Source organism: Kitasatospora sp. NPDC001540 (assembly GCF_042894345.1).
GTDB classification, from domain to species: domain Bacteria; phylum Actinomycetota; class Actinomycetes; order Streptomycetales; family Streptomycetaceae; genus Kitasatospora; species Kitasatospora phosalacinea_C.
In genome coordinates this window covers 1-25,869 of the sequence record NZ_JBIAVO010000051.1, presented here as the reverse complement: position 1 = coordinate 25,869, position 25,869 = coordinate 1, and the positions used below count along the sequence as shown (strand labels likewise).

Below are 25,869 nucleotides of genomic sequence, written 5' to 3'. Positions count from 1 at the left end.
CCTTCACACCGCACAACGAACCCGAAATCGTGGACTCCTAGCGTCAATGGCACAGGGTCTTGGACACCCGTACTCGAAGGAGCGAGCCCATGGACGGCACCACCACGAACAGCAGGACGGGCGGCCGCTGGATCCAGCACTGGGACCCGGAGGACACCGCGTTCTGGGAGGCCACCGGCCGCCGCACGGCCCGGCGCAACCTCGCCTTCTCGGTGCTCTCCGAGCACATCGGCTTCTCGATCTGGAGCCTGTGGTCGGTGATGGTGCTCTTCATGGGCAAGGGCTACGGCATCGACCCGGCCGGGAAGTTCTTCCTCGTCGCGATGCCCACCCTGGTCGGCTCCTTCGTCCGGATCCCCTACACCGTCGCGGTCGCCCGCTTCGGCGGCCGGAACTGGACGGTGGTCTCCGCGCTGCTGCTGCTCGTGCCCACCCTCGCCGCCGCGTACGTCATGCACCCCGGCACCTCGTACACCACCTTCATGCTGGTCGCGGCGCTCACCGGGTTCGGCGGCGGCAACTTCGCCTCCTCGATGACCAACATCAACGCCTTCTACCCGGCCCGGCACAAGGGCTGGGCGCTCGGCCTCAACGCGGGCGGCGGCAACATCGGCGTGCCGGTGATCCAGCTGGTCTCGCTCGGCGTGATCGCCTGGGCCGGGGCCGGGCACCCCCGGCTGGTGCTGGGCATCTACCTGCCGCTGATCGTGGTCGCCGCGCTGTGCGCCGCCCTGTTCATGGACAACCTGGCCCCGATGAAGGCCGACACCGGCTCGCTCGCCGCGATCGTCCGGGAGAAGCACACCTGGCTGATGTCGCTGCTGTACGTCGGCACCTTCGGCTCCTTCATCGGCTTCTCGTTCGCCTTCGGCCTGGTGCTGCAGAACCAGTTCGGCCGCACCCCGCTGCAGGCCGCCCAGCTGACCTTCCTCGGCCCGCTGCTGGGCTCCGTGGTCCGCCCGCTCGGCGGGAAGCTCGCCGACCGGTTCGGCGGCGCCCGGATCACGCTGTGGAACTTCGCCGCGATGGCCGTCGCCGCGAGCGTCGTCACCTACGCCTCGTCGATCCGCTCGCTGTCGGTCTTCCTGGTCGGCTTCGTCGCCCTGTTCGCCCTCGCCGGGCTCGGCAACGGCTCCACCTACAAGATGATCCCCGGCATCTTCGACGCCAAGGCCCAGGACCGGATCGCGGCCGGCGCCACCGCCGAGGAGGCCGCCGCCTGGTCCCGCAAGATGTCCGGCGCCGCGATCGGCGTGATCGGCGCGGTCGGAGCCCTCGGCGGACTCTTCATCAACCTCGCCTTCCGGCAGTCCTTCCTGGTCGCCAAGTCCGGCACCCCCGCCTTCGTCTCCTTCCTCGCCGCCTACGCCCTCTGCTTCGCCCTCACCTGGGCCGTCTACCTCCGCCGCCCGGCCGCCGCCGCCGCGACCGCCGACGCCCCCGCCCTCGCACAGGTCTGAACCACCGTCACGCCCCCGGGACCGCTCCGACCGGCTGCGAAACACGCCGGTAATCGGAGCGACCCGGGGGTGACACCGCGAGCGGACACGATTGATCACCCACCCGACCACCGCCGCCCCCGTCCCCCACCAGGACGCCGGGGCGGTGCACCTAAGGACGACACCGCATGGCCGACCCGACCCGACGCCTGCAGGACGAACCCGAGCCCGCCGAGACCGGCCCGCTCGCCGGCTGGACCATCGGCATCACCGCCGCCCGCCGCGCCGACGAGCTCGCCGCCCTGCTGCAACGCCGCGGCGCGAACGTGCTGCGCGCCCCCGCCCTGCGGATCGTCCCGCTCGCCGACGACACCGAACTCCACACCGCCACCCGCGCGCTGGTCGCCGACCCGCCCGACCTGGCCGTCGCCACCACCGGCATCGGCTTCCGCGGCTGGATGGAGGCCGCCGACGGCTGGGACCTCGGCGAGGACCTGCGCACCGCCCTCGGCCACGGCGCCGTGCTCGCCCGCGGCCCCAAGGCCAAGGGCGCGATCCGCGCCGCCGGGCTGCGCGAGTCCTTCTCCGCCGCCACCGAGTCCTCCGCGGAGGTCCTCTCCCACCTCCTGGACCAGGGCGTCGACGGCCGCCGGATCGCCGTCCAACTGCACGGCGCCCCGCTGCCCGGCTTCGTCGAGTCGCTGCGCGCCGCCGGGGCCGAGGTCGTCGAGATCCCGGTCTACCGCTGGCTCCCGCCTGTCGACCTCGGCCCGCTCGACCGCCTCCTCGACGCGACCTGCGCCGGTGCGCTCGACGCCGTCACCTTCACCTCCGCGCCCGCCGCGATCAGCCTGCTCGACCGGGCCGCCGAACGCGGCCGCACCGAGGAGCTGCTGCACGCCCTGCGCCGTGACGTCCTCGCGGTCTGCGTCGGCCCGGTCACCTCCGCCCCGTTCGACGAGCTCGACGTCCCCACCGTCTGGCCCGAGCGGATGCGTCTGGGTGCGATGGTCCAGACCCTCACCGCCGCCCTCCCCGAACGCGCCCGTCGCCTCCCGGTGGCCGGCCACACCCTCGAACTGCGCGGCCAGGCCGCCCTCGTCGACGGCCACCTCCGCCCCGTCCCCCCGGCGGGCATGGCCCTGCTGCGCACCCTCGCCCGGCACCCGGGCTGGGTGGTGCCCCGCGCCGACCTGCTCAAGGCCCTGCCTGGCAGCGGCGACGACGAGCACGCCGTCGAGACCGCGATGGCCCGCCTGCGCCAGGCGCTGGGCGCGCCGCGGCTGATCACCACCGTCGTCAAGCGGGGCTACCGGCTGACGCTCGACCACTGAGCAGGGGCACCGCCAGGGGGGCCGGGGCTGCCGGCGGTGCACTGCCGGTGCGTGCGGTGGCTTCGGGTTCCGTCACCGCGGCCCGAAGCAGCACGGACCTCCGGTCGGCTCCGACCGGCAGCAGCTCGGACTCGCCGTTCCCCGAGCCCCTGACGGTTCCGACCCGTCTGCCGAAGAAGTGTCCGGTTTCCCTGTAAGATCTTCCGTCCGCCTTTTTCTCCGCACCTTTGGGGGCTCCTTGGGCGCGCACGGTACAGCCGAGCACCGATCCGATACTGTCCGCGACCGCGAGATCGCGGGGGAGCAGCAGCATCTCGACACCGTCTACCGGCGGTTGGAGGAGAAACTCGCCGAGGCGGAGTACATCCTGGAGGACGCCGCCCGGAGGGTGCAGGTCGGCACGCCCGGCGCGCTCGCCGAGCGCGACGCGCAGGTGTACCGGGCCGGGGCCCACCTGCAGCGGCTGAACAACGAGTTCGAGGACTTCCTGTTCGGGCGCATCGACCTGCAGCAGGCCGACGCGCCGGAGGAGCACGGGATCCCCTCCCAGACGCCGCTGGACCCGGCCGATCCGGCGGTCGCCGAGACCCTGCACATCGGGCGCCTGGGCGTCCTGGACGCCGAGTTCGGCCCGCTGGTGATCGACTGGCGGGCCCCGGCGGCCGCGCCGTTCTACCGGGCGACGCCGCTGGAGCCGGGCCGGGTGGTGCGGCGGCGGGTGATCCGGTCGAAGGGCCGGAAGGTGATCGGCGTCGAGGACGACCTGCTGCGTCCCGACCTGGCGCCGACGCTGGGCGGCGAGGAGCTGGCCGTGGTCGGCGACGGCGCGCTGATGGCGACGCTGGGCCGGGCCCGCGGGCACTCGATGCGCGACATCGTCTCGTCCATCCAGAAGGAGCAGGACGAGGTGATCCGGGCGCCCGCCGCGGGCGCGACCCTGGTGACCGGCGGCCCCGGCACCGGCAAGACCGCAGTGGCGCTGCACCGGGCCGCGTTCCTGCTGTACCAGGACCGCCGCCGGTACGCGGGCGGCATCCTGGTGGTCAGCCCGACGCCGCTGCTGGTCTCGTACACCGAGGGCGTGCTGCCCTCGCTGGGCGAGGAGGGGCAGGTGGCGATCCGCGCGGTCGGCAGCCTGGTGGACGGGATCGAGGCGTCCCGCTACGACAGCCCCGAGGTGTCCCGGATCAAGGGCTCGGCGCGGATGGTGCAGCTGCTGCGCCGGGCCGCCCGGGCGGCCCTGGAGCTGGGCGCGCCGACCGAGCTGAAGGTGGTCGCCCGCGGCGCGGTGCTGCGGCTGGACGCGGGCCGGCTGAAGGCGGTGCGCGGCAACGTGGTGGGCGGCGGCGGCACGCCGCTGAACCTGCTGCGCCCGCGGGCCCGCCGCCTGCTGCTGGACGCGCTCTGGTCGGAGGCGGTGCGCGACCTGCCGAAGCCGAGCACGTACGCGGAGCGCGAGCAGCGCCAGGAGGAGCGCGAGTCCTTCGACGAGTACGTGTCCGACGAGGCGCCGTTCCTGGCCTTCCTGGACGCCTGGTGGCCCGCCCTGACCCCGCGCCGGGTGCTGGCGACCCTCAAGCAGCACCGGCACACCAACCGGATCGCCCGCCGCGCGGTCACCCCGGAGGAGTCCCGGCTGCTGGCCGCGTCCTGGCGGCACCTGGACGAGCGCGGCGCGGGCGAGCTGTCCGCGCACGACGTGGCGCTGGTGGACGAGCTGCAGGTGCTGCTCGGCGAGCCGGCCCGCCCGAAGGTGCGCGAGGTGGACGCGGTGGACCTGCTCTCCGGCCTGGACGAGGTCACCACGTACGGCGAGCGGGCGTACCGCCAGCGCGAGCGCGTCCCGGAGGAGCGGCGCGAGTACGCGCACGTGATCGTGGACGAGGCGCAGGACCTGACGCCGATGCAGTGGCGGATGATCGGGCGCCGCTCGCGGACGGCCACCTGGACGATCGTCGGCGACCCGGCGCAGTCCTCCTGGCCGTTCCCGCAGGAGGCGCAGGCGGCGATGGACGAGGTGCTGGCGGGCAAGCCGCGCCGCCGGTACACGCTGACCGTGAACTACCGCAACCCGGCGGAGATCGCCGAGGTGGCGGCGAAGGTGCTGGAGCTGGCCGCCCCGGGCACCCCGTCGCCGAGCGCGGTGCGGGCCACCGGCGCGCACCCGCGGTTCGCGGCGGTCCGCGAGCCGGACGCGGCGGCGTTCGGCGCGGCGGCCCGGGCGGAGCTGGAGCGGCTGCTGGCCGAGGTGGACGGCACCGTCGCGGTGGTGGTCCCGATGGACCGCCGCGCCGAGGCGGCGGGCTGGGCCGAGGGCCTGGGCGACCGGGTGGTGGCGCTGGGCAGCCTGGAGGCGAAGGGCCTGGAGTACGACGCCACGGTGGTGGCCGACCCGACCGGCATCGCGGGCGAGTCGGAGGCGGGCCTGCGGGTGCTGTACGTGGCGCTGACCCGCGCCACCCAGCGGCTGACGGTGCTCTCCGGCCCGGACGACCTGCCGGACGCCGCGGGCGTGCCCGCGCTGCTGAAGTAGCGGCCGGGAAGACCGGAGGCCCCCACCCGATGGGTGGGGGCCTCCGTCACGTTGAACACCGACCCGCCATGCTCGCCTCGCGGCAAGTGGTCCCTCGAAGGGACGAAGGTTGGGCCCGGGGGCTTGGATCGAGCCGGTGCCGTTCCAATGTAACGCATCCTCGCCGACGGGCAAGGAGGAGCGGGTCCGGGCCGGTCGGTTTGTCGGATCCGCACACTCAATGCACGTTATTTCTGGCAACCCCTTGGTCGGTGCGACCATCGAGGTCTAGCATGCCGAGCGGCATGAACTTCAACAATTTGTTGATTCAGGAAGAAGGAACGTCGATGGCGACGGCGCCCAGTGTCTCGAACTCGATCACCGTCCGGTTGGAGGTCCCGGCCACCGGCAACGCGGTGAGCTCGATCACCACCGCGGTGGAGTCCTCCGGCGGTTCGGTCACCGGCCTCGACGTCACCGCCTCCGGCCTGGAGGCGCTGCGCATCGACGTCACCGTGGCGGCGTCCTCGGTCGCGCACGGCCAGGAGATCGTCGAGAAGCTGCGCACCATCGACGGCGTCAGCATCGGTCGGGTCTCCGACCGCACCTTCCTGATGCACCTCGGCGGCAAGATCGAGATGTCCTCGAAGCTGCCGATCCGCAACCGCGACGACCTGAGCATGATCTACACCCCCGGCGTGGCCCGGGTCTGCATGGCGATCGCCGAGAACCCGGACGACGCCCGCCGCCTGACCATCAAGCGCAACAGCGTCGCGGTGGTCACCGACGGCTCGGCGGTGCTGGGCCTGGGCAACATCGGCCCGAAGGCCGCGCTGCCGGTGATGGAGGGCAAGGCGGCCCTGTTCAAGCGGTTCGCGGGCATCGACGCGTGGCCGCTGTGCCTGGACACCCAGGACGCCGACGAGATCGTGGCGATCGTGAAGGCGATCGCGCCGGGCTTCGCGGGCATCAACCTGGAGGACATCTCGGCGCCGCGCTGCTTCGAGATCGAGGCCCGGCTGCGCGAGGCGCTGGACATCCCGGTCTTCCACGACGACCAGCACGGCACCGCGATCGTGGTGCTGGCCGCGCTGACCAACGCGCTGAAGGTGGTCGGCAAGGAGATCGGCGAGATCCGGGTGGTGATGAGCGGCGCGGGCGCCGCGGGCACCGCGATCCTCAAGCTGCTGATGGCGGCCGGCGTCGTGCACGCCACCGTGGCGGACGTCCGCGGCGTGGTCCACCGGGGCCGCGACGACCTGAACGACAGCCTGCGCTGGATCGCCGAGAACACCAACCGCTCCGGCCGCACCGGCACCCTCAAGGAGGCGGTGGCCGACGCCGACGTGTTCATCGGCGTCTCCGCCCCGAACGTGCTGGACGGCGACGACCTGGCCACCATGGCCAAGGACGCGATCGTCTTCGCGCTGGCCAACCCGGACCCGGAGGTCGACCCGGCGGTGGCCCGGCAGACCGCCGCGGTGGTCGCCACCGGCCGCAGCGACTTCCCGAACCAGATCAACAACGTGCTGGTCTTCCCCGGCGTCTTCCGCGGCCTGCTGGACGCGCAGAGCTCCAGCGTGGACACCGAGATGATGCTGGCCGCCGCCCGGGCGCTGGCCACCACCGTCACCGACGAGGAACTGAACCCGAACTACATCATCCCCAGCGTCTTCCACCCGGGCGTGGCCAAGACCGTCGCGGCCGCCGTCCGGGACGCCGCGGTGGCGGCCCGCGGCGACGCCGAGACGGCCCCGGAGCGGCCCACCGCGGGCATCGTCGGGACGCTCGACACCGGTGCTTTCCCGGCCGTTCAGCTCTGAGCCCGACCGCTCCGGCGCCCCCGCGCGCGGCGGGGGCGCCGGAGGCCTTGCGACACAAGGGCAAGGGGTGTGTTTGGGCTTGTCGGTGCCAGGGCGTACGGTAGCCCTGCGACGGGGAGGCGTGTCCGACAAGTACGGTACGTCCCCAGTTGTGCCACGGCGTGCCGTCCCGGCCGCCGCCCGCTCCGGCCCTGCCGGAGCCGACGGAGCGTCACACCTCCGCCTGGCGGGCGCTGTTCGGGTCAACCACGCCGGTTCCCGATTGGCTTTCTCAGTGCCGGTCGGGGCAGGATTCGTACCCAGGCGGGCAGTTTGCGGCGCTTCGGGGTGCGAGCCCGGCCCCTGACCAACCCCTCGCCTGAACGAACACCGTCGCGCGGACCGGCCATGCCTCCGCGCACGGCAGAGCAACAGACCACAGGAGTACACATGAACCGCAGTGAGCTGGTGGCCGCGCTGGCCGAGCGCGCCGAGGTGACCCGCAAGGACGCCGACGCCGTGCTGGCCGCCTTCGCCGAGATCACCGGCGAGGTCGTCGCCAAGGGCGACGAGAAGGTCACCATCCCCGGTTTCCTGACCTTCGAGCGCACCCTGCGCGCCGCCCGCACCGCCCGCAACCCGCAGACCGGTGAGCCGATCCAGATCGCCGAGGGCTACAGCGTCAAGGTGAGCGCCGGCTCGAAGCTGAAGGAAGCCGCGAAGGGCAAGTGACCCCCCGCAGCTGAACGCACCGGTGGCCGGCCGCCCCCCGGGGGGGGCGGCCCCCCCCGGCGACCGGCGGGCGGCCGGTCAGGCCTTGCGGCGGCGGCCGCTCTTCGCGGCCTTGGCGGCCTTGCGGCGCTCGGCGCGGGTCAGGCCGTCGCCCTCGCCCTCGACGGGCAGCCCGTCCTCGTCGAAGTCGCCCTCGATGACACCGCCGCCGATCTCGTCGGACGGGGCGATGTAGTGGAGCTTCTTGCGCTCGGGGGCCTCCAGGCCCTTGGCGCGGATCTCCGGGCGGGCGGCCGGGACGGCGGCGTCCTTCTCCAGCTTGTCGAGCAGCACCTGCTCGTCGTCCGAGACCGGGACCTCCTCGACCTGCTGCTCGACCTGGACCTCCAGGTTGAACAGGTAGCCGACGGACTCCTCCTTGATGCCCTCCATCATCGCGGAGAACAGGTCGAAGCCCTCGCGCTGGTACTCGACCAGCGGGTCGCGCTGGGCGTAGGCCCGCAGCGCGATGCCCTCCTGCAGGTAGTCCATCTCGTAGAGGTGCTCGCGCCAGCGGCGGTCCAGCACCGAGAGGACGACCCGGCGCTCCAGCTCGCGCATGATCTGCTCGCCGAGCTGGTCCTCGCGGCGGCCGTACGCGGCGGCGATGTCCTCCTGGATGGCCTTGGTGAGGAACTCGGGGGTCAGGCCGCCGCTCTCCGCGGCCTCCTCCTCCAGCTCGTCCAGGTCGAGCGAGACCGGGTAGAGCTGCTTGAGCGCGGTCCACAGCTTGTCGAGGTCCCAGTCGTCCTCGAAGCCCTCGCCGGTGGCGGCGTTGACGTACGCGGCGACGGTGTCGTCCATGAAGTGGCCGACCTGCTCCTGCAGGTCCTCGCCCTCCAGGACGCGGCGGCGCTCGCCGTAGATGACCTCGCGCTGGCGGTTGAGGACCTCGTCGTACTTGAGGACGTTCTTGCGGATCTCGAAGTTCTGCTGCTCGACCTGGGTCTGCGCGGAGGCGATGGCGCGGGTGACCATCTTCGACTCGATCGGCACGTCCTCCGGGACGTTCGCCATCGACAGGACGCGCTCGACCATGCCGGCCTTGAACAGGCGCATCAGGTCGTCGCCCAGCGACAGGTAGAACCGGGACTCGCCCGGGTCGCCCTGGCGGCCGGAGCGGCCGCGCAGCTGGTTGTCGATCCGGCGGGACTCGTGCCGCTCGGTGCCCAGGACGTACAGGCCGCCGATCTCCTGCACCTCCTCCTGCTCCGCCTTGACCGCGGCCTTGGCCTTCTCCAGCGCGGCCGGGAACTGGGCCTCGTACTCCTCCGGGGTCTCCTCGGGAGTGATGCCGCGCTGCGCCAGCTCGGCGGCGGCCAGGTGCTCGGGGTTACCGCCGAGCATGATGTCGGTGCCGCGGCCGGCCATGTTGGTGGCGACGGTGACGGCGCCCTTGCGGCCGGCCTGCGCGACGATCTGCGCCTCGCGCTCGTGGTGCTTGGCGTTCAGCACCTCGTGCGGGATGCCGCGCTTGCGCAGCTCCTGCGACAGGTACTCGGACTTCTCGACCGAGACGGTGCCGACCAGGACCGGCTGGCCGTCCTCGTGGCGCTTGGCGATGTCCTCGACCACGGCGGCGAACTTGGCCGGCTCCGACTTGTAGATCAGGTCGGGCTGGTCGATCCGCTTGGGCGTCTTGTTGGTCGGGATCGGGACGACGCCGAGCTTGTAGATCTGGTGGAACTCGGCCGCCTCGGTGGTGCCGGTACCGGTCATGCCGGACAGCTTGTCGTACAGGCGGAAGAAGTTCTGCAGGGTGATGGTGGCCAGCGTCTGGTTCTCGTTCTGGACCTCGACGCCTTCCTTGGCCTCGATCGCCTGGTGCATGCCCTCGTTGTAGCGGCGGCCGGCCAGGATGCGGCCGGTGTGCTCGTCGACGATCATGACCTCGCCGTTGATGACGACGTAGTCCTTGTCGACCTTGTAGAGCTCCTTGGCCTTGATGGCGTTGTTCAGGAAGCCGACCAGCGGGGTGTTCACCGACTCGTAGAGGTTGTCGATGCCGAGGTAGTCCTCGACCCGGCCGACGCCCTCCTCCAGGATGCCGACGGTGCGCTTCTTCTCGTCGACCTCGTAGTCGCGGTCGATCTTGAGGCGCTGCACCAGCTTGGCGAAGTCGTTGTACCACTTGGTGGCCTGGTCCGCCGGGCCGGAGATGATCAGCGGGGTGCGGGCCTCGTCGATCAGGATCGAGTCGACCTCGTCGACGATCGCGAAGTTGTGGCCGCGCTGCACCAGCTCGTCCTGCGACCACGCCATGTTGTCGCGCAGGTAGTCGAAGCCGAACTCGTTGTTGGTGCCGTAGGTGATGTCCATCGCGTACTGGCGCTTGCGCTCGGCCGGCGACATGTTCGCCAGGATCACGCCGACCTCCAGGCCCAGGAAGCGGTGCACCCGGCCCATCCACTCCGAGTCGCGCTCGGCGAGGTAGTCGTTGACGGTGATCAGGTGCACGCCCTTGCCGGTCAGCGCGTTCAGGTACGCGGGCAGGGTGCCGACCAGGGTCTTGCCCTCGCCGGTGCGCATCTCCGCGACGTACCCGAGGTGCAGGGCGGCGCCGCCCATGATCTGGACGTCGTAGTGGCGCTGGCCCAGGACGCGCTTGGCGGCCTCGCGGACGGTGGCGAACGCCTCGGGAAGGATGTCGTCGAGGCTCTCGCCGTCGGCCAGGCGGGACTTGTACTCGTCGGTCAGCGCGCGCAGCTCTTCGTCGGTGAGGTTGACGAAGTCCTCTTCGATCGAGTTGACCTGGGCGGCAATCCGCTGCAGCTTGCGGAGGATCTTGCCCTCGCCTGCGCGCAGGATCTTGTCGAAGACGGACACGTGAGCGGGCTCCTTGCCTCATTCGGCTCTGGATGACTGCCGGTGGGGAGTGCACCCCACCGTACGGGCCATCGTATGCGAGGAGCCCGAGCGGCCGGGAGGTCCGTCAGCACGGTATTCCTGTGTCACCCCTGGGAGCACATCGGCCGATGCCGGGTCCAAACGGTCAAAGCGGTTCGCCGACGGCCGGTTGTCAGTGCCGTGGCCTAGCCTCGCCCCATGGCCCAGACCCCTGCCGAGATCCCCGCTGCGGCCCCCGCCGCGCTGCCCTCCCCCGCCCTCCGGATCACCGCGGACCACGCCCGCCGGCTCGCGCTGCGCGCCCAGGGCCTGCTCGGCTCGCCCGACCGCCGGGCCGGCGCCCGGGGCGTGCTGCAGCAGCTCGGCGCCGTCCAGTTGGACACCATCTCGGTGCTGGCCCGCTCGCACGAACTGGTGCCGTACGCCCGGCTCGGCGCGGTCGGCCGCCGCCCGGTCGAGCAGGCGTACTGGGGGCGGGGCGCCGCCTTCGAGTACTGGTCGCACGCCGCCTGCGTGCTGCCGATCGAGCAGTGGCCGCTGTTCGCCTTCCGCCGCCGCGCCTACCGGGACAAGGGCCGGGTCTGGGGCCACCGGGTCTCCCCGGAGGCGTACGCCGCGGTGATCGACCAGCTGCGCGCCGAGGGCCCGCTGACCTCCACCGGGCTCGGCGGCGCCAAGCGGACGTCGGAGTGGTGGGACTGGTCCGACACCAAGATCGCCGTCGAGCGGGCGCTCGCCTTCGGCGACGTGGTGGTCACCGAGCGCCGCGGCTGGAAGCGGGTCTACGACCTGGCCGAACGGGCCGTCCCGGCCGAGCTGTTCGGCCGGGAGCCGTCCGACGCCGCGTGCCTGACGGAGCTGGTGGCCCGGGCCGGGGCCGCCCTCGGCGTGGCCACCCGGGCCGACCTGATGGACTACCACCGCCTCAAGGGCGCCCAACTGGACGCCGTGCTCCCGGAGTCGGGCCTGGTCCCGGTCGAGGTCGAGGGCTGGGCCGCCCCCGCCTGGGCCGACCCGGCGGCGCTGGCCACCGAGCCCCGCGGCCGCCACCGCACCGTCCTGCTCTCCCCGTTCGACTCGCTGATCTGGGACAGGCCGCGCACCGAGCGGATCTTCGGCATGTCCCACCGCCTGGAGGCGTACACCCCCAAGCACAAGCGGGTGCACGGGTACTTCGCGATGCCGCTGCTCACCGCCGGCCGGCTGGTCGGCCGGGTCGACCCGGCGCGGGAGGGCCGCACCCTGGTCGCCCGCCAAGTCTCGCTGGAGGCACCGAAGTTCGTCCCCGCGCTGGCCGAGGCGCTGCGCGAGGCGGCCGAGTGGGTGGGCTGCTCGGACGTCCGGGTGGAGCGGCTGGCGGACGAGTCGCTGCGGCCGGAGCTGGAGAAGCTGCTGGGCTGAGCCGCCCGGCGGCTCCCGGCCCGCACTCAGCCTATTTCGAGGATCTTCTCACGCATCGCGTACACCACGGCCTCCATCCTGGAGTGGAGTTGGAGCTTCTCCAGGATGTTGCGCACGTGGTTCTTCACGGTGTTCTCGCTGATGAACAGCTCCTTGGCGATCTCCCGGTTGTTCATCCCGGTGGCCACCAGCTTGAGCACCTCCAGCTCCCGGTCGGTCAGCCGGGGCGCGGGCAGCAGCTCCCGGTCGTCCGAGCGGCGCTGGATCATCGACTTGAACTCGGTCAGCAGCTTGGCCGCCATCGACGGGCTGATCTGCGACTGCCCGTCCGCCACCGCGCGGATCGCGGTGGCCACCTCGTCGGTGGAGATCTCCTTCAGCAGGTAGCCGGTGGCCCCCGCCTTGATCGCCTCGTAGAGGTCGGCCTCCTCGTCGCTGATCGTCAGCATGATGATCTTGGCGCTGGGCACCACGTCCTTGATCGCGGTGCACGCCTCGATGCCGCTGCGCCGGGGCATCCGGACGTCCATCAGGATGATGTCCGGCAGCAGGTCGGCGGCCTTCAGCACGGCCTCCGCCCCGTCGCCCGCCTCGCCGATCACCCGGATGTCCGGCTCCTCGGCCAGCACGATCTCCAGGCCGCGGCGGAACAGCGCGTGGTCGTCCACCACCAGCACCCGGATCGGCTCCGCGCGGTGCGGGGGGTACCCGGCGTCCCCCGATCCCAGGCCCTCGCGCGAAAGCTCCCCCATCCGCCCCTCCCCCGCCCTCAGGTCACCTCGACGCGCCCATCATTCCACGGCCCGGGCCCGTCCCGGTCACCCTGCGCCGCCGAACCGCCCGGCCGGGTGATCGCGACAGGGGTGACCCCGGCGGCCGGTGCGGCCGCCGGGGTCACCCGTCGCCCTCCGCGGGCGGGGCCCGCCGTCAGTCCTCGTCGGCCCCGTTGTTGATCGCGCCGCCCGCCCCGGCGACGTCCGCCGCCGCGGTCATGTCCTCCTTGAGGTGGATCACGCCGTAGTGGTAGCCGTGCCGGCGGTAGACCACGCTCGGCAGCCCGCTGTCCTTCTCCTGGAACAGGTAGAAGTCGTGGCCCACCAGCTCCATCGCGTACAGCGCCTGGTCCAGCGACATCGGCGCCGCGGCGTGGGTCTTCTCGCGGACCACCAGCGGCCCGTCGCCCTCCACCTCCAGGTTGCCCGCGACGGTCTTGCGGGCCGTCCCGTCGACGCTCGGGGCGGCCTCGGTCGCCGGCAGGTCGGCCAGCGCGGCGGTCGCGGCGGCGACGCTGACCGGCGTCCGCCCGTTGGTGCCGCCCTTGTGCACCCGGCGGCGGTCGGCGGACTTGCGCAGCTGCGCCTCCAACTTCGCGGAGGCCAGGTCCAGGGCCGCCCACGGGTCACTGGCGGACGCCTCGGCCCGGATCACCGGACCCCGGCTGCGGAGGGTGATCTCCACCCGGTCGGCGCGGTCGGCCTGGCGCGGGTTGGGCTCCTTGGACACCTCGACATCCAGGCTGATCGCCTTGGTGTCGAACTTCTGGACCTTCTCCAGCTTCTCGGCCACGTGCTCGCGGAACCTCTTGGGCACCTCGGTCTTGCGGCCCTTGACGACGATGTCCACGCAGAACTCCGATCCCTCGTGCTGACCGGCCCGGAGTGCGTCCCGAACCGGCGTGAGACCCAGCCGGACCGGCCGGCCGCCGCCGCCCGCCGGGCACCGCCCGGAGGATCGGCGAGGACCACCGGCCCTCACCTCACTTCCTCCCCACCAGGAGAATTCGAAACCCCTGGAAGCCTCATGCAACACCTGCCGCGGGGATCTCGCCTCCCCAGCGCTCCTCCGGCGCCCCCGGTCGAACGGAACGTACCGACGGAGGGTCGGCGGCCCGGCTGTTCCCCCCTGTTTACCCACCTACGGGTGAAACAACGGCGAACGGCTGGACAACACGCCCGGTACCGCCCACCGTATGGCTGATGTCGCCGCCCGGCGAGCGTTCCGGAGGGGTTCCGTGACGAGTCGCAGCACCGCCCACCTGCCCGGATCCGGCTCCGCCCCGGTCCTCGCCGCCCTGCTCGACCTGCTGCTCCCCGCCCGCTGCGCCGGCTGCGGGAGCGGCTTCTCCGGCCTCTGCCCGCCCTGCCGCGCGCTGCTCGACGGCGCCGCCGCCGGGCCCGCCGGGCCGCACCGCCCGCCGCCCGGACTGCCGCCGGTGCACGCCGCCGCGCCCTACGCCGGGCCGGTGCGCCAACTGCTGCTGGCCCACAAGGAGCGCGGCGCGCTCCGGCTGGCCGCCCCGCTCGGGGGCGCGCTGGCCGCCGCCGTGCGCTCCGCCACCGGAGCGGGCGCCGCCCCGCTGCTGCTGGTGCCGGTGCCCTCGGCCCGCGCCGCGACCCGGGCCCGCGGCCACGACCCGACGCTGCGGCTGGCCCGCGCCGCCGCCCGCGCGCTGCGCCGCGGCGGCGTCGCCACGCTGGTCGCGCCGGTGCTGCGGCACAACCGCCCGGTCGCCGACCAGGCGGGCCTGGGCGCGGCCGAACGGCGGCGCAACCTGGACGGCGCGCTGGCCGTGCCGAGCCGGGTCGCGTCCCGGCTGGCCGGGCACCGGCTGGTGCTGGTGGACGACCTGGTCACCACCGGGGCGAGCCTGGCCGAGGCGGCCCGGGCGCTGCGCGCGGCGGGCTGCCCGCCGCGGGCGGCGGCCACCGTCGCGGCCACCGCCCGGCGCGGCGCGGTGGCGGGGCGGCGCGGTGCGGCGGCGGGGGAGGCCGCCGGGGAGGCCGGGCTCAGCCCGGGTAGATGAACGCCTTGGCCGCGGACTTGCTGGGCACCTCGTGCCACTGGTTGTCCTTGAGCCGGTACAGGCCGTTCTCGGAGGAGGTGAGCACCGCGGGGCCGGACGGGCTGGTCGGGTCGGCCGGCGGCCGGGCCTCGGTCGCGGACAGCGCGGTCATCGACTCGCCGCCCTGCAGCGGGGAGTCGGTGGACTGCGAGCCGTCGGTGCCCAGGAAGTGCAGTTGCTGCAGCCGGTCGGTCTCCTTGCCGAGCACCACCAGCTGGTCGGTGTCGCCCCAGGAGACGGCGGCCACCTCGGACAGTTGCGGCGCGATGTCGCGCAGCGCGGTGATCCTCGCGGCGGGGGCCTCGGCGGTGCCGCCGTGCTCGACCAGGCCGAGCACCAGCCGGGTCGGTCCGCCGCCCTGGCTGAGCAGCAGGGCGATCCGGGTGCCGTCGGAGGAGATCCGCAGCGACTGCACGGTGCGTCCGTCCAGGCCCTCGACCTGCACCGGGACGACGGTGCGGCCGCGCACCATCAGCACCCGCGGCCCGGCCGGGTCGCGGTCGACCAGCCACAGGTCCTGGCGGCCGTCCCAACTGGGCGAGGCCAGCCCCTTGCCGGGCTGCGCGGAGCGGCTGCTGACGACCGGCTCGCCGTACTTGCCGCCCTCGGTGAGCTCGGTCTCGACCAGGTCGCGACCGTCGGCCGCGATCACGGCGGCGACGGCGGCGTCCCGGCGGACCGCGACGGTGCCGGGGTGGAACTGCCCGGCCTGCGGGGCCTGGCCGAGCGCCCCGGGGACGGGCAGCGGCTCCGCCACCTCCGGCAGGTAGCGGGTGAGCCGGCCGTCCTCCAGCTGGATGAACGCCTGCACGCCGTTGTCGGCGCCGGCCAGCGCGCCGGGGGCGACCAGGGCGGCCTCGGCGCCGCTGAGCGAGCAGGCGACGCCGTTGACCGACAGGTCGAGCCGGTCCAGCTTGCTCTGCTGGTCGGCGAGCGTCTGGAAGAGCTGCTGGGCCATCTGCTTGCAGGCGGCCGGGTCGCCGCCCTGCAGCTTGACGGTGGCCACCCGGTTGTCGCCGATCGCGGCGCTCTCCACCCGGACCCCGCCCAGCCTGGAGGTCACCACCGGGCCGAGCCAGTGCGAGGGGCCGTCGATGGTGGCCTGGGCGGCCTCGGTCAGCGGGTCTATTCGGCGGCGCAGGTAGATCGGGTCGGGCACCAGCACCTGGGCACCCTGCGGGCGGGTGGCGGAGGCGTCGGTCCGCGCGAAGAAGTACCGGTGGACGGGCTTGTAGGTGTTCTTGAAGTTGGTCTGGTCGACGATCAGGCCGTCGGGCAGGTCGCTGATCCGCCACTCGCCCTTGTCGGGGCCGTCCGCCTCCTTCACGAAGGTGAAGGTCCGCTGGTAGGACTCGCCGGAGTGGGCCTGGTAGGTGTGCTGCTCGTCCAGTGCGGCGACCTGCTTGCCCTCGACGGTCAGCCGGACGGTGACGTCGTCGTCGGACGGGGTGGGGCCGCTCGGACTGGGGGCGCCGGCCAGCACCACCACGCCCGCGTCGGGCTTCCAGCTCTTGGCCGCGAGGGCGGTCAGGTACTGCTTGGCGGTGTCGTAGTTGGCCTGGTCGGCGTTGGAGGAGTCGAGGAAGCCGGCGAGCAGGTCGCGGGGGCTCTCGCCCTTGCGCGGGGCGACCGGGTAGACGTGCACCTGGAGGCCGTCGGCGGCGTTCTGCGGGGCCTCCAGGCGCTGGGGGGCGCCGCCGGAGGGCATCGAGACGCAGCCGGTGGCGACGGTGGCCAGCAGCACGGCCCAGCCGATCGCCAGGGCCCGCCGGTCAGCCGTCCTGTCGGTCCTGTCCACCGGCGGTCCCCTCCTGGTCGGTCTCGGCGCCGGCCGGTTCGGTCGGGGCCGGCTGGGTCGGGCGGCCGCGGTCGACCACGACCTGCGCGCCGGTGGCACCGTAACCCGTGACGTCCGAGGGGTCGGAGACCGGGGCGGCGGCGGGCCGGCCCAGGCCGGGGCCGATGCTGAGCACGCCGCCGAGGCCGGAGCCGAAGGTGTGCCGCTCGGTGTCCGGGGTCTCCGGGACGGACGTGGACTCGCCCGCGGGCAGCGCGCCCGAGCCGCGCGCGGCGCGGCGGTAGGGGGCGCCGGCCGAGGACATCCCGCGGTTGTACCGGGAGTCCTCCGGCTCCAGCCGGAACGGGGCCCGGGAGATCTCGCCGCCGCGGGTGCGCGGCAGGGTCAGCCGGAAGTGCGAGCCGCCGCCGGGCTCGCCCCAGGCCTGCAGCCAGCCGCCGTGCAGGTGGGCGTCCTCGACCGCGATGGACAGGCCCAGGCCGGTGCCGCCGGTGGTCCGCACCCGGGACGGGTCGGCCCGCCAGAAGCGGTGGAACACCCGGGAGGCCTCGCCGGGCTTGAGGCCGATGCCGTAGTCGCGCACGCCGACGGCGACCGCGCCCTCGGCCGAGCCGAGCCGGATCACCACGTCCCGGCCCTCGCCGTGCTCCAGCGCGTTGACCACCAGGTTGCGCAGGATCCGCTCGATCCGGCGGCCGTCGACCTCGGCCAGCACCGGGTCCTCGGCGCCGCGGATCAGCACCGCGCTGCCCTTGGCCTGGGCCAGCGGGTCGGCGGCCTCCACCACCCGGGTCACGATGCCCCGCAGGTCGACCGGTTCGGCGTCCAGGATCGCCGCGCCCGCGTCGAACCGGCTGATCTCCAGCAGGTCGGCGAGCAGCGACTCGAAGCGGTCCAGCTGGTCCTGGAGCAGCTCGGCGGAGCGGGCCGCCATCGGGTCCAGGTCCTCGCGGCTGTCGTAGATCAGGTCGGCGGCCATCCGGACGGTGGTCAGCGGGGTGCGCAGCTCGTGCGAGACGTCCGAGACGAAGCGGCGCTGCACCCGGGAGAGCTCCTCCAGCTTGCGGATCTGCGCCTGCAGGCCGTTGGCCATCCGGTTGAACGACTCGCCGAGCCGGGCGATGTCGTCGGTGCCGGTGACCTTCATCCGCTCGTCGAAGTGCCCGGCGGCGAGCCGCTCGGAGATCCCGGCGGCCATCCGCACCGGCGTGACGACCTGCCGGACCACCACCCAGGCGATGCAGCCGAGCAGGATCACCAGGAACAGCCCGGCGGTGGCCAGGGTGCCGATGACCAGGTTGAGGGTGGAGGTCTCCTGGTAGAAGGAGAAGACGTAGTACAGCTGGTACGGGGTGCCGTCCGGACCGGTGAACTGCTTGCCGATCGCCAGGCCCTTGTCGTCGCCGGGCGGGGTCTGGCTGTTCGGGGCGCGGTGCAGCTTGACCGGCTGCTCCTGCGGGTTGGACGAGTCGGCGGCGACCTTGGCGCGCAGCTCCGGGGTGATCGAGTCGGGCAGGATCGAGCCGGAGTAGCGGGCGCCGCGCAGCCCGGCGCTGGGGGCGCTGGCCTCCTGGTCACCGGGGGCGAGCGCGATCACCGAGTAGACGCCGGAGCCGCCGGAGGCCAGGTCGGAGACCTGCTTGGTCAACCAGGCGTTGATCTGGTCGCGGGTCGGGTCGGCGGTCGCCCCGGCCTTGGCCTGCAGGTTGATCGCCTCGTTGATCTTGTCCTGCTCGATCTGGAAGCCGCCCAGGGCCTGCCCGTGCGCGGACTTCTGCTTGGCCTCCAGCAGGCCGGTGCGCACCTGGGCGACTACCACCACGCCGAGCACCAGCACCACGACGAAGGACAGCAGCAGGGTCATCGCGACCACCCGCAGCTGGATCGAGCGGCGGTACAGCGCCAGCACCCGGCCCACCGGGTGCCGGAACGGGCGGACCAGCGGGGCGAGCAGCCCGGCCCACCACCGGCGCCGGTGCGGCCTGCCGGTGGTGGAGCTCAGCACGTCGCCGCGCACAGCGTGCTCCCCGCCGGACCGGTCGTCCGACGGGGAGCGGTCAGCCCTGGTGTCGCTCATCCTCAGCTGGGCCCGGCCTTGTACCCGACACCGCGCACGGTGACGACGATCTCCGGACGCTCCGGGTCCTTCTCGATCTTGGAACGCAGGCGCTGCACGTGCACGTTGACCAGGCGGGTGTCGGCCGCGTGCCGGTAGCCCCAGACCTGCTCCAGCAGCACCTCGCGGGTGAACACCTGCCAGGGCTTGCGGGCCAGCGCGACCAGCAGGTCGAACTCCAGCGGGGTCAGCGGGATGCCGCGCCCCTCGCGCTTCACCGAGTGCCCGGCGACGTCGATCACCAGGTCGCCGATGGTCAGCTGCTCCGGCGTGGGCTCCTCGGCCCGGCGCAGCCGGGCGCGCACCCGGGCGACCAGTTCCTTGGGCTTGAACGGCTTGGTGACGTAGTCGTCGGCGCCGGACTCCAGGCCGACCACGATGTCGACCGTGTCGGTCTTCGCGGTCAGCATGACGATCGGAATGCCCGACTCGGCCCGGATCTGGCGGCACACGTCGATGCCGTCCCGTCCGGGCAGCATCAGGTCGAGTAGGACGAGGTCCGGCTTGGTCTCCCGGAAGGCGGCCAGCGCCTTGTCCCCGTCAGCGACGAAAAACGGCTCAAAACCTTCACCCCGCAGCACGATGCCGAGCATCTCGGCCAGCGCGGTGTCGTCATCGACGACGAGGACACGTCCCTTCATGTCTCCATCTTCTCATCACCCGAATGTGACCCGCGCCGCACGGCCTCGCCGTCCAACGACGTCCAACGACCCCAACCCCCGCCGAACCAGTCATACCATCGCAAAGGTTGTGGCTCGGTGGCCTTGCCCGGACCGTTGTGGATCAGCAACGGGATACCCCTGGGGTACGCGTGCGCACCATGGCACGATAAGCACCCCGAAGCACCCGAGCCAGGGTGCCCCGACGAGGAGCGTCGATGACCGAGACCCCGGGCTGGACCTCACCCGGTTCTCCCGAAGCACCGCCCGGCCCCGCCGGAACCGGCCACTCGGCACCCACCCCGCCCCCGCCCCCCGCGGCCCCCGCCGCGCCCCTCCCGCCGACCTCCCCCACCGGCCCGGGCATCGGCCTGATCCCGCTGCGGCCGCTCGGCTTCGGCGAGGTGATGGACGGCACCTTCGCCCTGGTGCGCCGCAACTGGCGGGCCGCGTTCGGGCTCACCCTGGCCCTCGCCGCGGTCCTCGAACTCCTCCAGGCCGGCATCGACTGGTGGCTGCACACCAGCGGCAGCCAGACCGACGCCCTGCTGTCCGGCAACTACCTGGCCCCGCTCGGCCTGTTCTTCGGCGTCCTGGCCTCCGGCCTGCTCGCCCCCGTGGTCAGCAACGGCCTGCTGGGCCGCGACACCTCGCTCGCCGAGGCCTGGACCCGGACCCGCGGCCGGCTCGGCCGACTGGTCGGCCTGTGCCTGCTGCTGACCGCGATCGGCATCGGCTCGCTCGCCCTCGCGATCGTCCCGCTGGCCCTGCTCGCCTTCGCCACCGACCTGCCCGGCCTGCTCGCCCTGCTGCTGCTCACCGTGCCGCCGGTGGTCTGGCTGTGGGTCCGGCTGAGCCTCGCCGTGCCCGCGCTGGTGCTGGAGAAGCAGCCCGTCCTCGGCGCGCTCAAGCGCTCCTGGCGGCTGTCCCGCGGCGCCTGGTGGCGGATCTTCGGCCTGATCCTGGTGTTCCGGATCTGCCTCGGCGTGGTCGCCACCGTCCTGGCCGGCCCCGGCGAGATCGTCGCCATGATCCTCGGCGGCACCCCGGGCAACGGCGCCGCCGGGGACGGCCCTGCCGCGATCAGCATCGCCGCCGTCGCCGTCTGCGGCATCGTCGCCCGCACCGTCACCCTCCCGCTCGAAGGCGCCCTGCAGACCCTGATCTACGCCGACCAGCGGATCCGCCGCGAGGCCCTCGACCTGGAACTCGCCCACGCCGCGGGCCTGCCCGGCTACGTCCGGCCCGCCGCGACCGCCCCGTCGGGAGCCTGACCGCCATGGGATTCCGGGGGGAGGGGGCGCTGCTCACCGACGGCGCCCCCGTCGACGTACCGCGCGACGCCGCCCGCGAGGCCGCGCACGAGGAACTCCGCAAGGCCGCCTACCACCAGAACGACCCCGGGCCGGTCGAACGCCTCCTCGACTGGATCAGGGACGAGTTCAGCAAGACCGTGGACGGCGTCGCCTCCCCGCTCGGCGGCGGCGGCAACGCCGCGCTCGTCGTGCTGCTGGTCCTGCTGCTCGTCCTGGGCGTGGTGCTCTGGCGCCGCTACGGCGCGCCCGGCCGCGCCGCCCGCGCCGCCGACGGGTTGTTCACCGGCGCCCAGGGCCCGCGCAGCGCCGCCCAGCACCGGGCCGACGCCGCCGCGCACGCCGCCCGGGGCGAGTGGGAGGACGCCGTCCGCGAACAGATGCGCGCCCTGGTCCGCGGCCTGGAGGAGCGCACCGTCCTCTCCCCCCGCCCGGGCCGCACCGCGGACGAGGCCGCCGCCGAAGCCGGCCGCGCCCTGCCCGACCAGGCCCGCGAACTCGCTTCCGCGGCACGGCTGTTCGACGACATCGCGTTCGGCGAGCACCCCGCCGACGAACGCTCGTACCAGCTGCTCGCCGATCTCGACCGGACCCTCGGACGCACCCGCCCCACACCCGTCACGGCCGGCGGAGGAACCGCGTGACCGTCACCGCACCGCCTCCCGCCACCGCCGGGGCCGCCCCCGCACCCGCCGCCCCGCCCGCGGACACCGACCCCGCCCGCAGCCGCCTGCGCGCCCACTGGCGGCGCTCCCGCTGGTGGCTGCTGAGCGTCCTGGTCCTGCTGCTGGTCGGCGGCCTGATCGCCGGCATCCCCGGCAGCTCCGTCTACTACGCGCTCGACCCCCGCAGCGGCGACCCGCGCGGCACCCGCGCCGTCGACCAACTGCTGCAGCGGCACGGGATCTCCTCCCGCACCGCCTCCCGCACCGACGACCTCGCCGCCGCCCTGCGCGCCGACGACACCACCGTCGTCCTCACCTACCCCGACGAGCTCAGCTACCAGCACCTCGCCGGGCTCTCCGCGCTCCCCCGGGGCGAGCGCACCCGCCTCGTCCTGATCGCCCCCGAGCAGCCCCTGCTGAACGCCTTCGCCCCCGGCGTCACCGCCTCCAGCTACGCCGAGCCCACCGGCACCGTGCCCACCCCGGACTGCACCCTGCCCGAGGCCCGCCGGGCCGGAGCCGCCGACCTCGGCGGCCAGAGCTACGAGGGCCGCCCCGGCGACACCGCCTGCTACCCCGTCGGGGGCCGCGACCTGCTGCTCAGCCGCACCCGCGGCACCCAGCAGGTCGTCGTCCTCGGCAACGGCGACCCGCTCACCAACCGGTACCTGGACCAGCAGGGCAACGCCGCCCTCGCCCTCGGCCTGCTCGGCGCCCACCCGCACCTGGTCTGGCAGACCCTCGACCAGCTCGACCCCGGCACCTCCACCGGCCGCCCCAAGGACATCAGCGACTACATCCCCGACGGCTGGTACTGGGGCACCCTGCAACTCCTGGTGGCCGGCCTGCTCGCCGTCGCCTGGCGGGCCCGCCGCCTCGGACCGGTGCTCACCGAACGGCTGCCCGCCGTCGTCCGCGCCTCCGAGACCACCGAGGGCCGCGCCCGGCTCTACCGCCGCGCCAACGCCCGCGGCCACGCCGCCGAGACGCTGCGCCGCGCCGCCCGCCACCGCACCGCCGCCGCCCTCGGCCTCCCGCACGCCTCCGGGGACCCCGACCCGACCGTCCTCCTCGAAGCCGCGGCCGCCCGGCTCGAACGCCCCACCGCCGACCTCCAGCACCTGCTGTACGGCCCGGCCCCCACCGACGACGCCGCGCTGCTGCGGCTCGCCAACGAGCTCGACGACATGGAATGGCAGGTACGACAGCCGTGACCGACCAGCTGCTCAAGACCGTCCCGGCCCAGGCCGGCGACGCCCGCGCCGCCCTCACCGGCCTGCGCGAGGAGATCGCCAAGGCCGTGGTCGGCCAGGACGCCGCCGTCACCGGCATCGTCGTGGCCCTGCTCTGCGGCGGCCACGTCCTGCTGGAGGGCGTCCCCGGCGTCGCCAAGACCCTCCTGGTCCGCACCCTGGCCACCGCCCTCGACGTGGAGACCAAGCGCATCCAGTTCACCCCCGACCTGATGCCCGGCGACGTCACCGGCTCCCTGGTCTACGACACCCGCACCGCCGAGTTCTCCTTCCAGCCCGGCCCGGTCTTCACCAACCTGCTGCTCGCCGACGAGATCAACCGCACCCCGCCCAAGACCCAGGCCTCCCTGCTGGAGGCCATGGAGGAGCGCCAGGTCACCGTCGACGGCGAGCCCCGCAAGCTCCCCGAACCATTCCTGGTCGCCGCCACCCAGAACCCGGTCGAGTACGAGGGCACCTACCCGCTGCCCGAGGCCCAGCTCGACCGCTTCCTGCTCAAGCTGATCCTCCCGCTGCCGACCCGCGACCAGGAGTTCCAGGTCCTGTCCCGGCACGCGAGCGGCTTCGACCCGCGCGACCTCGCCGCGGCCGGCGTCCGCCCCGTCGCCAACGCCGCGCACCTGGCCGCCGCCCGCGCCCAGATCGCCAAGCTGACCGTCTCCCCCGAGGTCCTCGCCTACATCGTCGACCTGGTCCGCGCCACCCGGCAGTCGCCCTCGCTCTCCATGGGCGTCTCCCCCCGCGGCGCCACCGCCCTGCTCAACACCTCCCGGGCCTGGGCCTGGCTGGCCGGCCGCGACTACGTCACCCCCGACGACGTCAAGGCGCTCGCCCTGCCGACCCTGCGCCACCGCGTCCACCTGCGCGCCGAGGCCGAGATGGAGGGCACCACCGCCGACAGCGTCATCCAGGCCGTCCTCGCCCAGACGCCCGCGCCCCGCTAGGCACCCCGCGGCCGGGGGCGCCCTCCCCCGGCCCGCCCCTTCCCTGCGCCAGAAAGCGAGCCCAGCACCCCATGGCCCTGACCGGCCGAACGGCCCTCATCGCCGCCCTCGGCGCCCTCCTGGTGGGAATCGTCCTCCCCTCCTGGACCGGTGTCGGCGTGGTCGTGCTGCCCCTGCTCGCCACCGTCGCCGCCGACCTGGTGCTCGCCGCCCCCGTCCGCCGCCTGACCCTGGAACGCTCCGGCGACCCGACCGTCCGCCTCGGCGAGGCCACCACCGTCGACCTGCTCGTCGCCAACCCCTCCGGCCGCCCGCTGCGCGCCCGGATCCGCGACGCCTGGTACCCCTCCGCCTGGGCCCCCGGCACCGCCTCCACCGCCTCCCGGCACACCGTCACCGTCCCCGCGGGCGAACGCCGCCGCCTCACCACCCCGCTCGCCCCCACCCGCCGCGGCGACCACCACGCCGGCAAGGTCACCGTCCGCTCCCTCGGCCCGCTCGGCCTGGCCGGCCGCCAGGCCAACCTGGACGCCCCCTGGCGGATCCGCGCCCTGCCCCCGTTCACCAGCCGCAAGCACCTCCCCTCCCGCCTCGCCCGCCTGCGCGAACTCGACGGCCGCACCTCCGTCCTGACCCGCGGCCAGGGCACCGAGTTCGACTCCCTGCGCGAGTACCTCCCCGGCGACGACGTCCGCTCCATCGACTGGCGCGCCAGCGCCCGCCGCAGCACCGTCGCCGTCCGCACCTGGCGCCCCGAACGCGACCGCCACGTCCTGATCGTCCTCGACACCGGCCGCACCTCCGCCGGCCGCGTCGGCGACGCCCCCCGCCTGGACGCCGCCCTGGACGCCGCCCTGCTGCTCACCGCCCTCGCCACCAAGGCGGGCGACCGCGTCGACCTGCTCGCCCACGACCGCCACCGCCGCGCCACCGTCGCCGGACGCTCCCCCGCCGAGGTGCTCCCCGCCTTCACCGACGCGATGGCCCTGCTCGAACCCGCCCTGATCGAGACCGACCTGCGCGCCCTAACCTCCACCGCCCTGCGGATGGCCCCCCACCGCTCCCTGATCGTCCTGCTCACCGGCCTCGACACCCACCAGATCCAGGAGCACCTGCTCCCGCAGATCCCGCTCCTCACCAAGCGCCACGAACTCGTCCTCGCGTCCGTCTCCGACCCCCGCCTGGACGAACTCGTCCGCGCCCCCCGCACCACCGTCGAAGACGTCTACGGCGCCGCCGCCGCCGAACAGACCCGCGCCGACCGCCGCCGCACCGCCGACCTCCTCACCCGCCGCGGCGTCACCGTCCTCGACGCCCCGCCGGAGTCCATCGCCCCCGCCCTCTCCGACACCTACCTCGCCCTCAAGGCCGCCGGCCGCCTCTGAGACACCCCGGCCGAGAGCCACCACGGCCTCCTCGCCTTCTCACCCCGGCCATCGACCGCACTTCACCGCGCCCCGGGCTGCCCGCTCTCCGACGAGCCGGTTGAGTCGGCCCGGGTGGCCGCGTGGACCGGGACCGACCGCGCCAGGACCCGCGCCACCGCCGCGAGGAAGTCGCCGGGTTCCGCAGCAGGTCCGGATCCGAGGTTGAGGTGCCGACCGTCAGCGGCCCATTCGCCGAGGACCGTGTACGCCTGGCGGTCGATCGGGCTGACTCCGTGCTCGAGCGTCAGGTACCGGCACCGCTCGTCCCCCGTGGATTGCACCACCGCGACGAAATGCGCTTCGGACGGCGCCACCGCAGGCGGCAGGACCACGAGCAGGGCCCGGTAACCGTCCTCCTGAACGAGCTCGGCCGACAGCCCGTCAGCGGGCAACCGTTCCGGCTCCGGGAGCCTCTCGCCGTACCCCTGCCAGATCGCCGTGAGCCCACCGGTGAACCCGGGCTTCGGCTCGTGGTCCAGCATCTTCGCCCCAAGGTCCCGCACCAGCCCCGGCAGCACCCGGTGCGCGTACCCATAGTGGTGCGCCCTCGGTCCGATCCCGTCAGTCATCGTCATGCCGATCATCATGACGCCTCCGCTCGAACCTCGGGCGAATATCCGGATGGCAGTCGTCCCCCCTGCCAGACCCGGCCCGGAAATGCGGAAAGGGCCCCAGCCGTATGGCTGGAGCCCTTTCTCTGAAAGATTGTTCGGCGGCGTCCTACTCTCCCACAGGGTCCCCCCTGC

The 25,869-nt window shown here is 73.6% G+C and carries 19 protein-coding genes; 12 read left to right on the top strand and 7 right to left on the bottom strand.

Features of this window, described 5'->3' with window-relative positions; genetic code table 11:
• The first annotated feature begins 89 nt into the window (after window positions 1–89).
• The 5 genes from ACFY00_RS35390 (at window position 90) to ACFY00_RS35370 (ending at window position 7,819) form a co-directional block, all read left to right on the top strand.
• A complete protein-coding gene (locus ACFY00_RS35390) occupies window positions 90–1,460 on the top strand; it encodes a nitrate/nitrite transporter (protein WP_388037616.1) in 1,371 nt (456 codons plus the stop codon).
• 167 nt (window positions 1,461–1,627) lie between these two features.
• A complete protein-coding gene (locus ACFY00_RS35385; protein ID WP_388037614.1) occupies window positions 1,628–2,773 on the top strand; it encodes a uroporphyrinogen-III synthase in 1,146 nt (381 codons plus the stop codon).
• 238 nt (window positions 2,774–3,011) lie between these two features.
• The gene (locus ACFY00_RS35380; RefSeq protein ID WP_388037612.1) at window positions 3,012–5,306 is read left to right on the top strand and encodes a HelD family protein; all 2,295 of its coding nucleotides are present in this window, start codon (window positions 3,012–3,014) and stop codon (window positions 5,304–5,306) included.
• 326 nt (window positions 5,307–5,632) lie between these two features.
• On the top strand, window positions 5,633–7,108 hold the full coding sequence (locus tag ACFY00_RS35375; RefSeq protein ID WP_388037610.1) for an NAD-dependent malic enzyme: 1,476 nt from the start codon (window positions 5,633–5,635) through the stop codon (window positions 7,106–7,108).
• 429 nt (window positions 7,109–7,537) lie between these two features.
• Window positions 7,538–7,819: an HU family DNA-binding protein gene (locus tag ACFY00_RS35370; protein ID WP_030459611.1), complete on the top strand. Its 282-nt coding sequence runs from the start codon at window positions 7,538–7,540 to the stop codon at window positions 7,817–7,819.
• Between the two features lie 78 nt (window positions 7,820–7,897).
• Here ACFY00_RS35370 and secA read toward each other — a convergent pair whose 3' ends face one another.
• Window positions 7,898–10,684 (bottom strand): preprotein translocase subunit SecA, encoded by a 2,787-nt coding sequence (gene secA, locus ACFY00_RS35365; RefSeq protein WP_388037608.1) that lies wholly within the window; start codon window positions 10,682–10,684, stop codon window positions 7,898–7,900.
• Window positions 10,685–10,903: 219 nt separating this feature from the next.
• Here secA and ACFY00_RS35360 point away from each other — a divergent pair, with 219 nt between their 5' ends.
• The gene (locus ACFY00_RS35360) at window positions 10,904–12,106 is read left to right on the top strand and encodes a winged helix-turn-helix domain-containing protein (RefSeq protein ID WP_388037605.1); all 1,203 of its coding nucleotides are present in this window, start codon (window positions 10,904–10,906) and stop codon (window positions 12,104–12,106) included.
• Window positions 12,107–12,132: 26 nt separating this feature from the next.
• Here ACFY00_RS35360 and ACFY00_RS35355 read toward each other — a convergent pair whose 3' ends face one another.
• Window positions 12,133–12,858 (bottom strand): response regulator transcription factor, encoded by a 726-nt coding sequence (locus tag ACFY00_RS35355; protein WP_285737391.1) that lies wholly within the window; start codon window positions 12,856–12,858, stop codon window positions 12,133–12,135.
• 175 nt (window positions 12,859–13,033) lie between these two features.
• A complete protein-coding gene (gene hpf, locus ACFY00_RS35350) occupies window positions 13,034–13,729 on the bottom strand; it encodes a ribosome hibernation-promoting factor, HPF/YfiA family (RefSeq protein ID WP_388037602.1) in 696 nt (231 codons plus the stop codon).
• Window positions 13,730–14,117: 388 nt separating this feature from the next.
• Between hpf and ACFY00_RS35345 the strand changes: the two genes are divergently transcribed.
• The gene (locus tag ACFY00_RS35345; protein WP_388037599.1) at window positions 14,118–14,909 is read left to right on the top strand and encodes a ComF family protein; all 792 of its coding nucleotides are present in this window, start codon (window positions 14,118–14,120) and stop codon (window positions 14,907–14,909) included.
• Here the strand turns inward: ACFY00_RS35345 and ACFY00_RS35340 are convergent.
• Genes ACFY00_RS35340 through mtrA form a run of 3 tightly spaced genes read right to left on the bottom strand, consistent with a single transcriptional unit; the run spans window position 14,893 to window position 19,503 of the window.
• The gene (locus ACFY00_RS35340; RefSeq protein WP_388037596.1) at window positions 14,893–16,746 is read right to left on the bottom strand and encodes an LpqB family beta-propeller domain-containing protein; all 1,854 of its coding nucleotides are present in this window, start codon (window positions 16,744–16,746) and stop codon (window positions 14,893–14,895) included. The two genes, ACFY00_RS35345 and ACFY00_RS35340, sit on opposite strands and share 17 nt — an antisense overlap.
• Window positions 16,721–18,823, bottom strand: a complete 2,103-nt coding sequence (mtrB, locus tag ACFY00_RS35335) for an MtrAB system histidine kinase MtrB (protein WP_388037593.1) — start codon at window positions 18,821–18,823, stop codon at window positions 16,721–16,723. Before mtrB ends, ACFY00_RS35340 begins: the two co-directional genes overlap by 26 nt.
• 2 nt (window positions 18,824–18,825) lie before the next feature.
• Window positions 18,826–19,503, bottom strand: coding sequence for an MtrAB system response regulator MtrA (gene mtrA, locus ACFY00_RS35330; protein ID WP_030459579.1), 678 nt, complete (start codon window positions 19,501–19,503; stop codon window positions 18,826–18,828).
• A 236-nt stretch (window positions 19,504–19,739) separates the two neighbouring features.
• On the opposite strand from mtrA, the gene ACFY00_RS35325 reads away from it, so the two are divergent.
• The 5 genes from ACFY00_RS35325 (at window position 19,740) to ACFY00_RS35305 (ending at window position 25,081) form a co-directional block, all read left to right on the top strand.
• Window positions 19,740–20,795 carry a glycerophosphoryl diester phosphodiesterase membrane domain-containing protein gene (locus ACFY00_RS35325; protein WP_388037591.1) on the top strand — a complete coding sequence of 352 codons (1,056 nt, stop codon included), beginning with the start codon at window positions 19,740–19,742 and terminating at the stop codon, window positions 20,793–20,795.
• 5 nt (window positions 20,796–20,800) lie between these two features.
• Window positions 20,801–21,478 carry a DUF4129 domain-containing protein gene (locus tag ACFY00_RS35320; RefSeq protein ID WP_388037588.1) on the top strand — a complete coding sequence of 226 codons (678 nt, stop codon included), beginning with the start codon at window positions 20,801–20,803 and terminating at the stop codon, window positions 21,476–21,478.
• A complete protein-coding gene (locus ACFY00_RS35315; RefSeq protein ID WP_388037586.1) occupies window positions 21,475–22,713 on the top strand; it encodes a DUF4350 domain-containing protein in 1,239 nt (412 codons plus the stop codon). The genes ACFY00_RS35320 and ACFY00_RS35315 overlap by 4 nt, the downstream gene beginning before the upstream one ends.
• Window positions 22,710–23,696 carry an AAA family ATPase gene (locus ACFY00_RS35310; RefSeq protein WP_388037584.1) on the top strand — a complete coding sequence of 329 codons (987 nt, stop codon included), beginning with the start codon at window positions 22,710–22,712 and terminating at the stop codon, window positions 23,694–23,696. Before ACFY00_RS35315 ends, ACFY00_RS35310 begins: the two co-directional genes overlap by 4 nt.
• Window positions 23,697–23,767: 71 nt before the next feature.
• Window positions 23,768–25,081 (top strand): DUF58 domain-containing protein, encoded by a 1,314-nt coding sequence (locus tag ACFY00_RS35305; protein WP_388037582.1) that lies wholly within the window; start codon window positions 23,768–23,770, stop codon window positions 25,079–25,081.
• Window positions 25,082–25,143: 62 nt separating this feature from the next.
• Here ACFY00_RS35305 and ACFY00_RS35300 read toward each other — a convergent pair whose 3' ends face one another.
• Window positions 25,144–25,710, bottom strand: coding sequence for a hypothetical protein (locus tag ACFY00_RS35300; RefSeq protein ID WP_388037580.1), 567 nt, complete (start codon window positions 25,708–25,710; stop codon window positions 25,144–25,146).
• Window positions 25,711–25,869 lie beyond the last annotated feature (159 nt).

Bases quoted from the DNA above. Each gene is read 5' to 3' on its own strand.
- ACFY00_RS35390 (WP_388037616.1), top strand. From the start codon at position 90: ATGGACGGCACCACCACGAACAGCAGGACGGGCGGCCGCTGGATCCAG.
- ACFY00_RS35385 (WP_388037614.1), top strand. From the start codon at position 1,628: ATGGCCGACCCGACCCGACGCCTGCAGGACGAACCCGAGCCCGCCGAG.
- ACFY00_RS35375 (WP_388037610.1), top strand. From the start codon at position 5,633: ATGGCGACGGCGCCCAGTGTCTCGAACTCGATCACCGTCCGGTTGGAG.
- ACFY00_RS35370 (WP_030459611.1), top strand. From the start codon at position 7,538: ATGAACCGCAGTGAGCTGGTGGCCGCGCTGGCCGAGCGCGCCGAGGTG.
- ACFY00_RS35360 (WP_388037605.1), top strand. From the start codon at position 10,904: ATGGCCCAGACCCCTGCCGAGATCCCCGCTGCGGCCCCCGCCGCGCTG.
- ACFY00_RS35355 (WP_285737391.1), bottom strand. From the start codon at position 12,858: ATGGGGGAGCTTTCGCGCGAGGGCCTGGGATCGGGGGACGCCGGGTAC.
- mtrB (WP_388037593.1), bottom strand. From the start codon at position 18,823: ATGAGCGACACCAGGGCTGACCGCTCCCCGTCGGACGACCGGTCCGGC.
- mtrA (WP_030459579.1), bottom strand. From the start codon at position 19,503: ATGAAGGGACGTGTCCTCGTCGTCGATGACGACACCGCGCTGGCCGAG.
- ACFY00_RS35325 (WP_388037591.1), top strand. From the start codon at position 19,740: ATGACCGAGACCCCGGGCTGGACCTCACCCGGTTCTCCCGAAGCACCG.
- ACFY00_RS35320 (WP_388037588.1), top strand. From the start codon at position 20,801: ATGGGATTCCGGGGGGAGGGGGCGCTGCTCACCGACGGCGCCCCCGTC.
- ACFY00_RS35305 (WP_388037582.1), top strand. From the start codon at position 23,768: ATGGCCCTGACCGGCCGAACGGCCCTCATCGCCGCCCTCGGCGCCCTC.
- ACFY00_RS35300 (WP_388037580.1), bottom strand. From the start codon at position 25,710: ATGATGATCGGCATGACGATGACTGACGGGATCGGACCGAGGGCGCAC.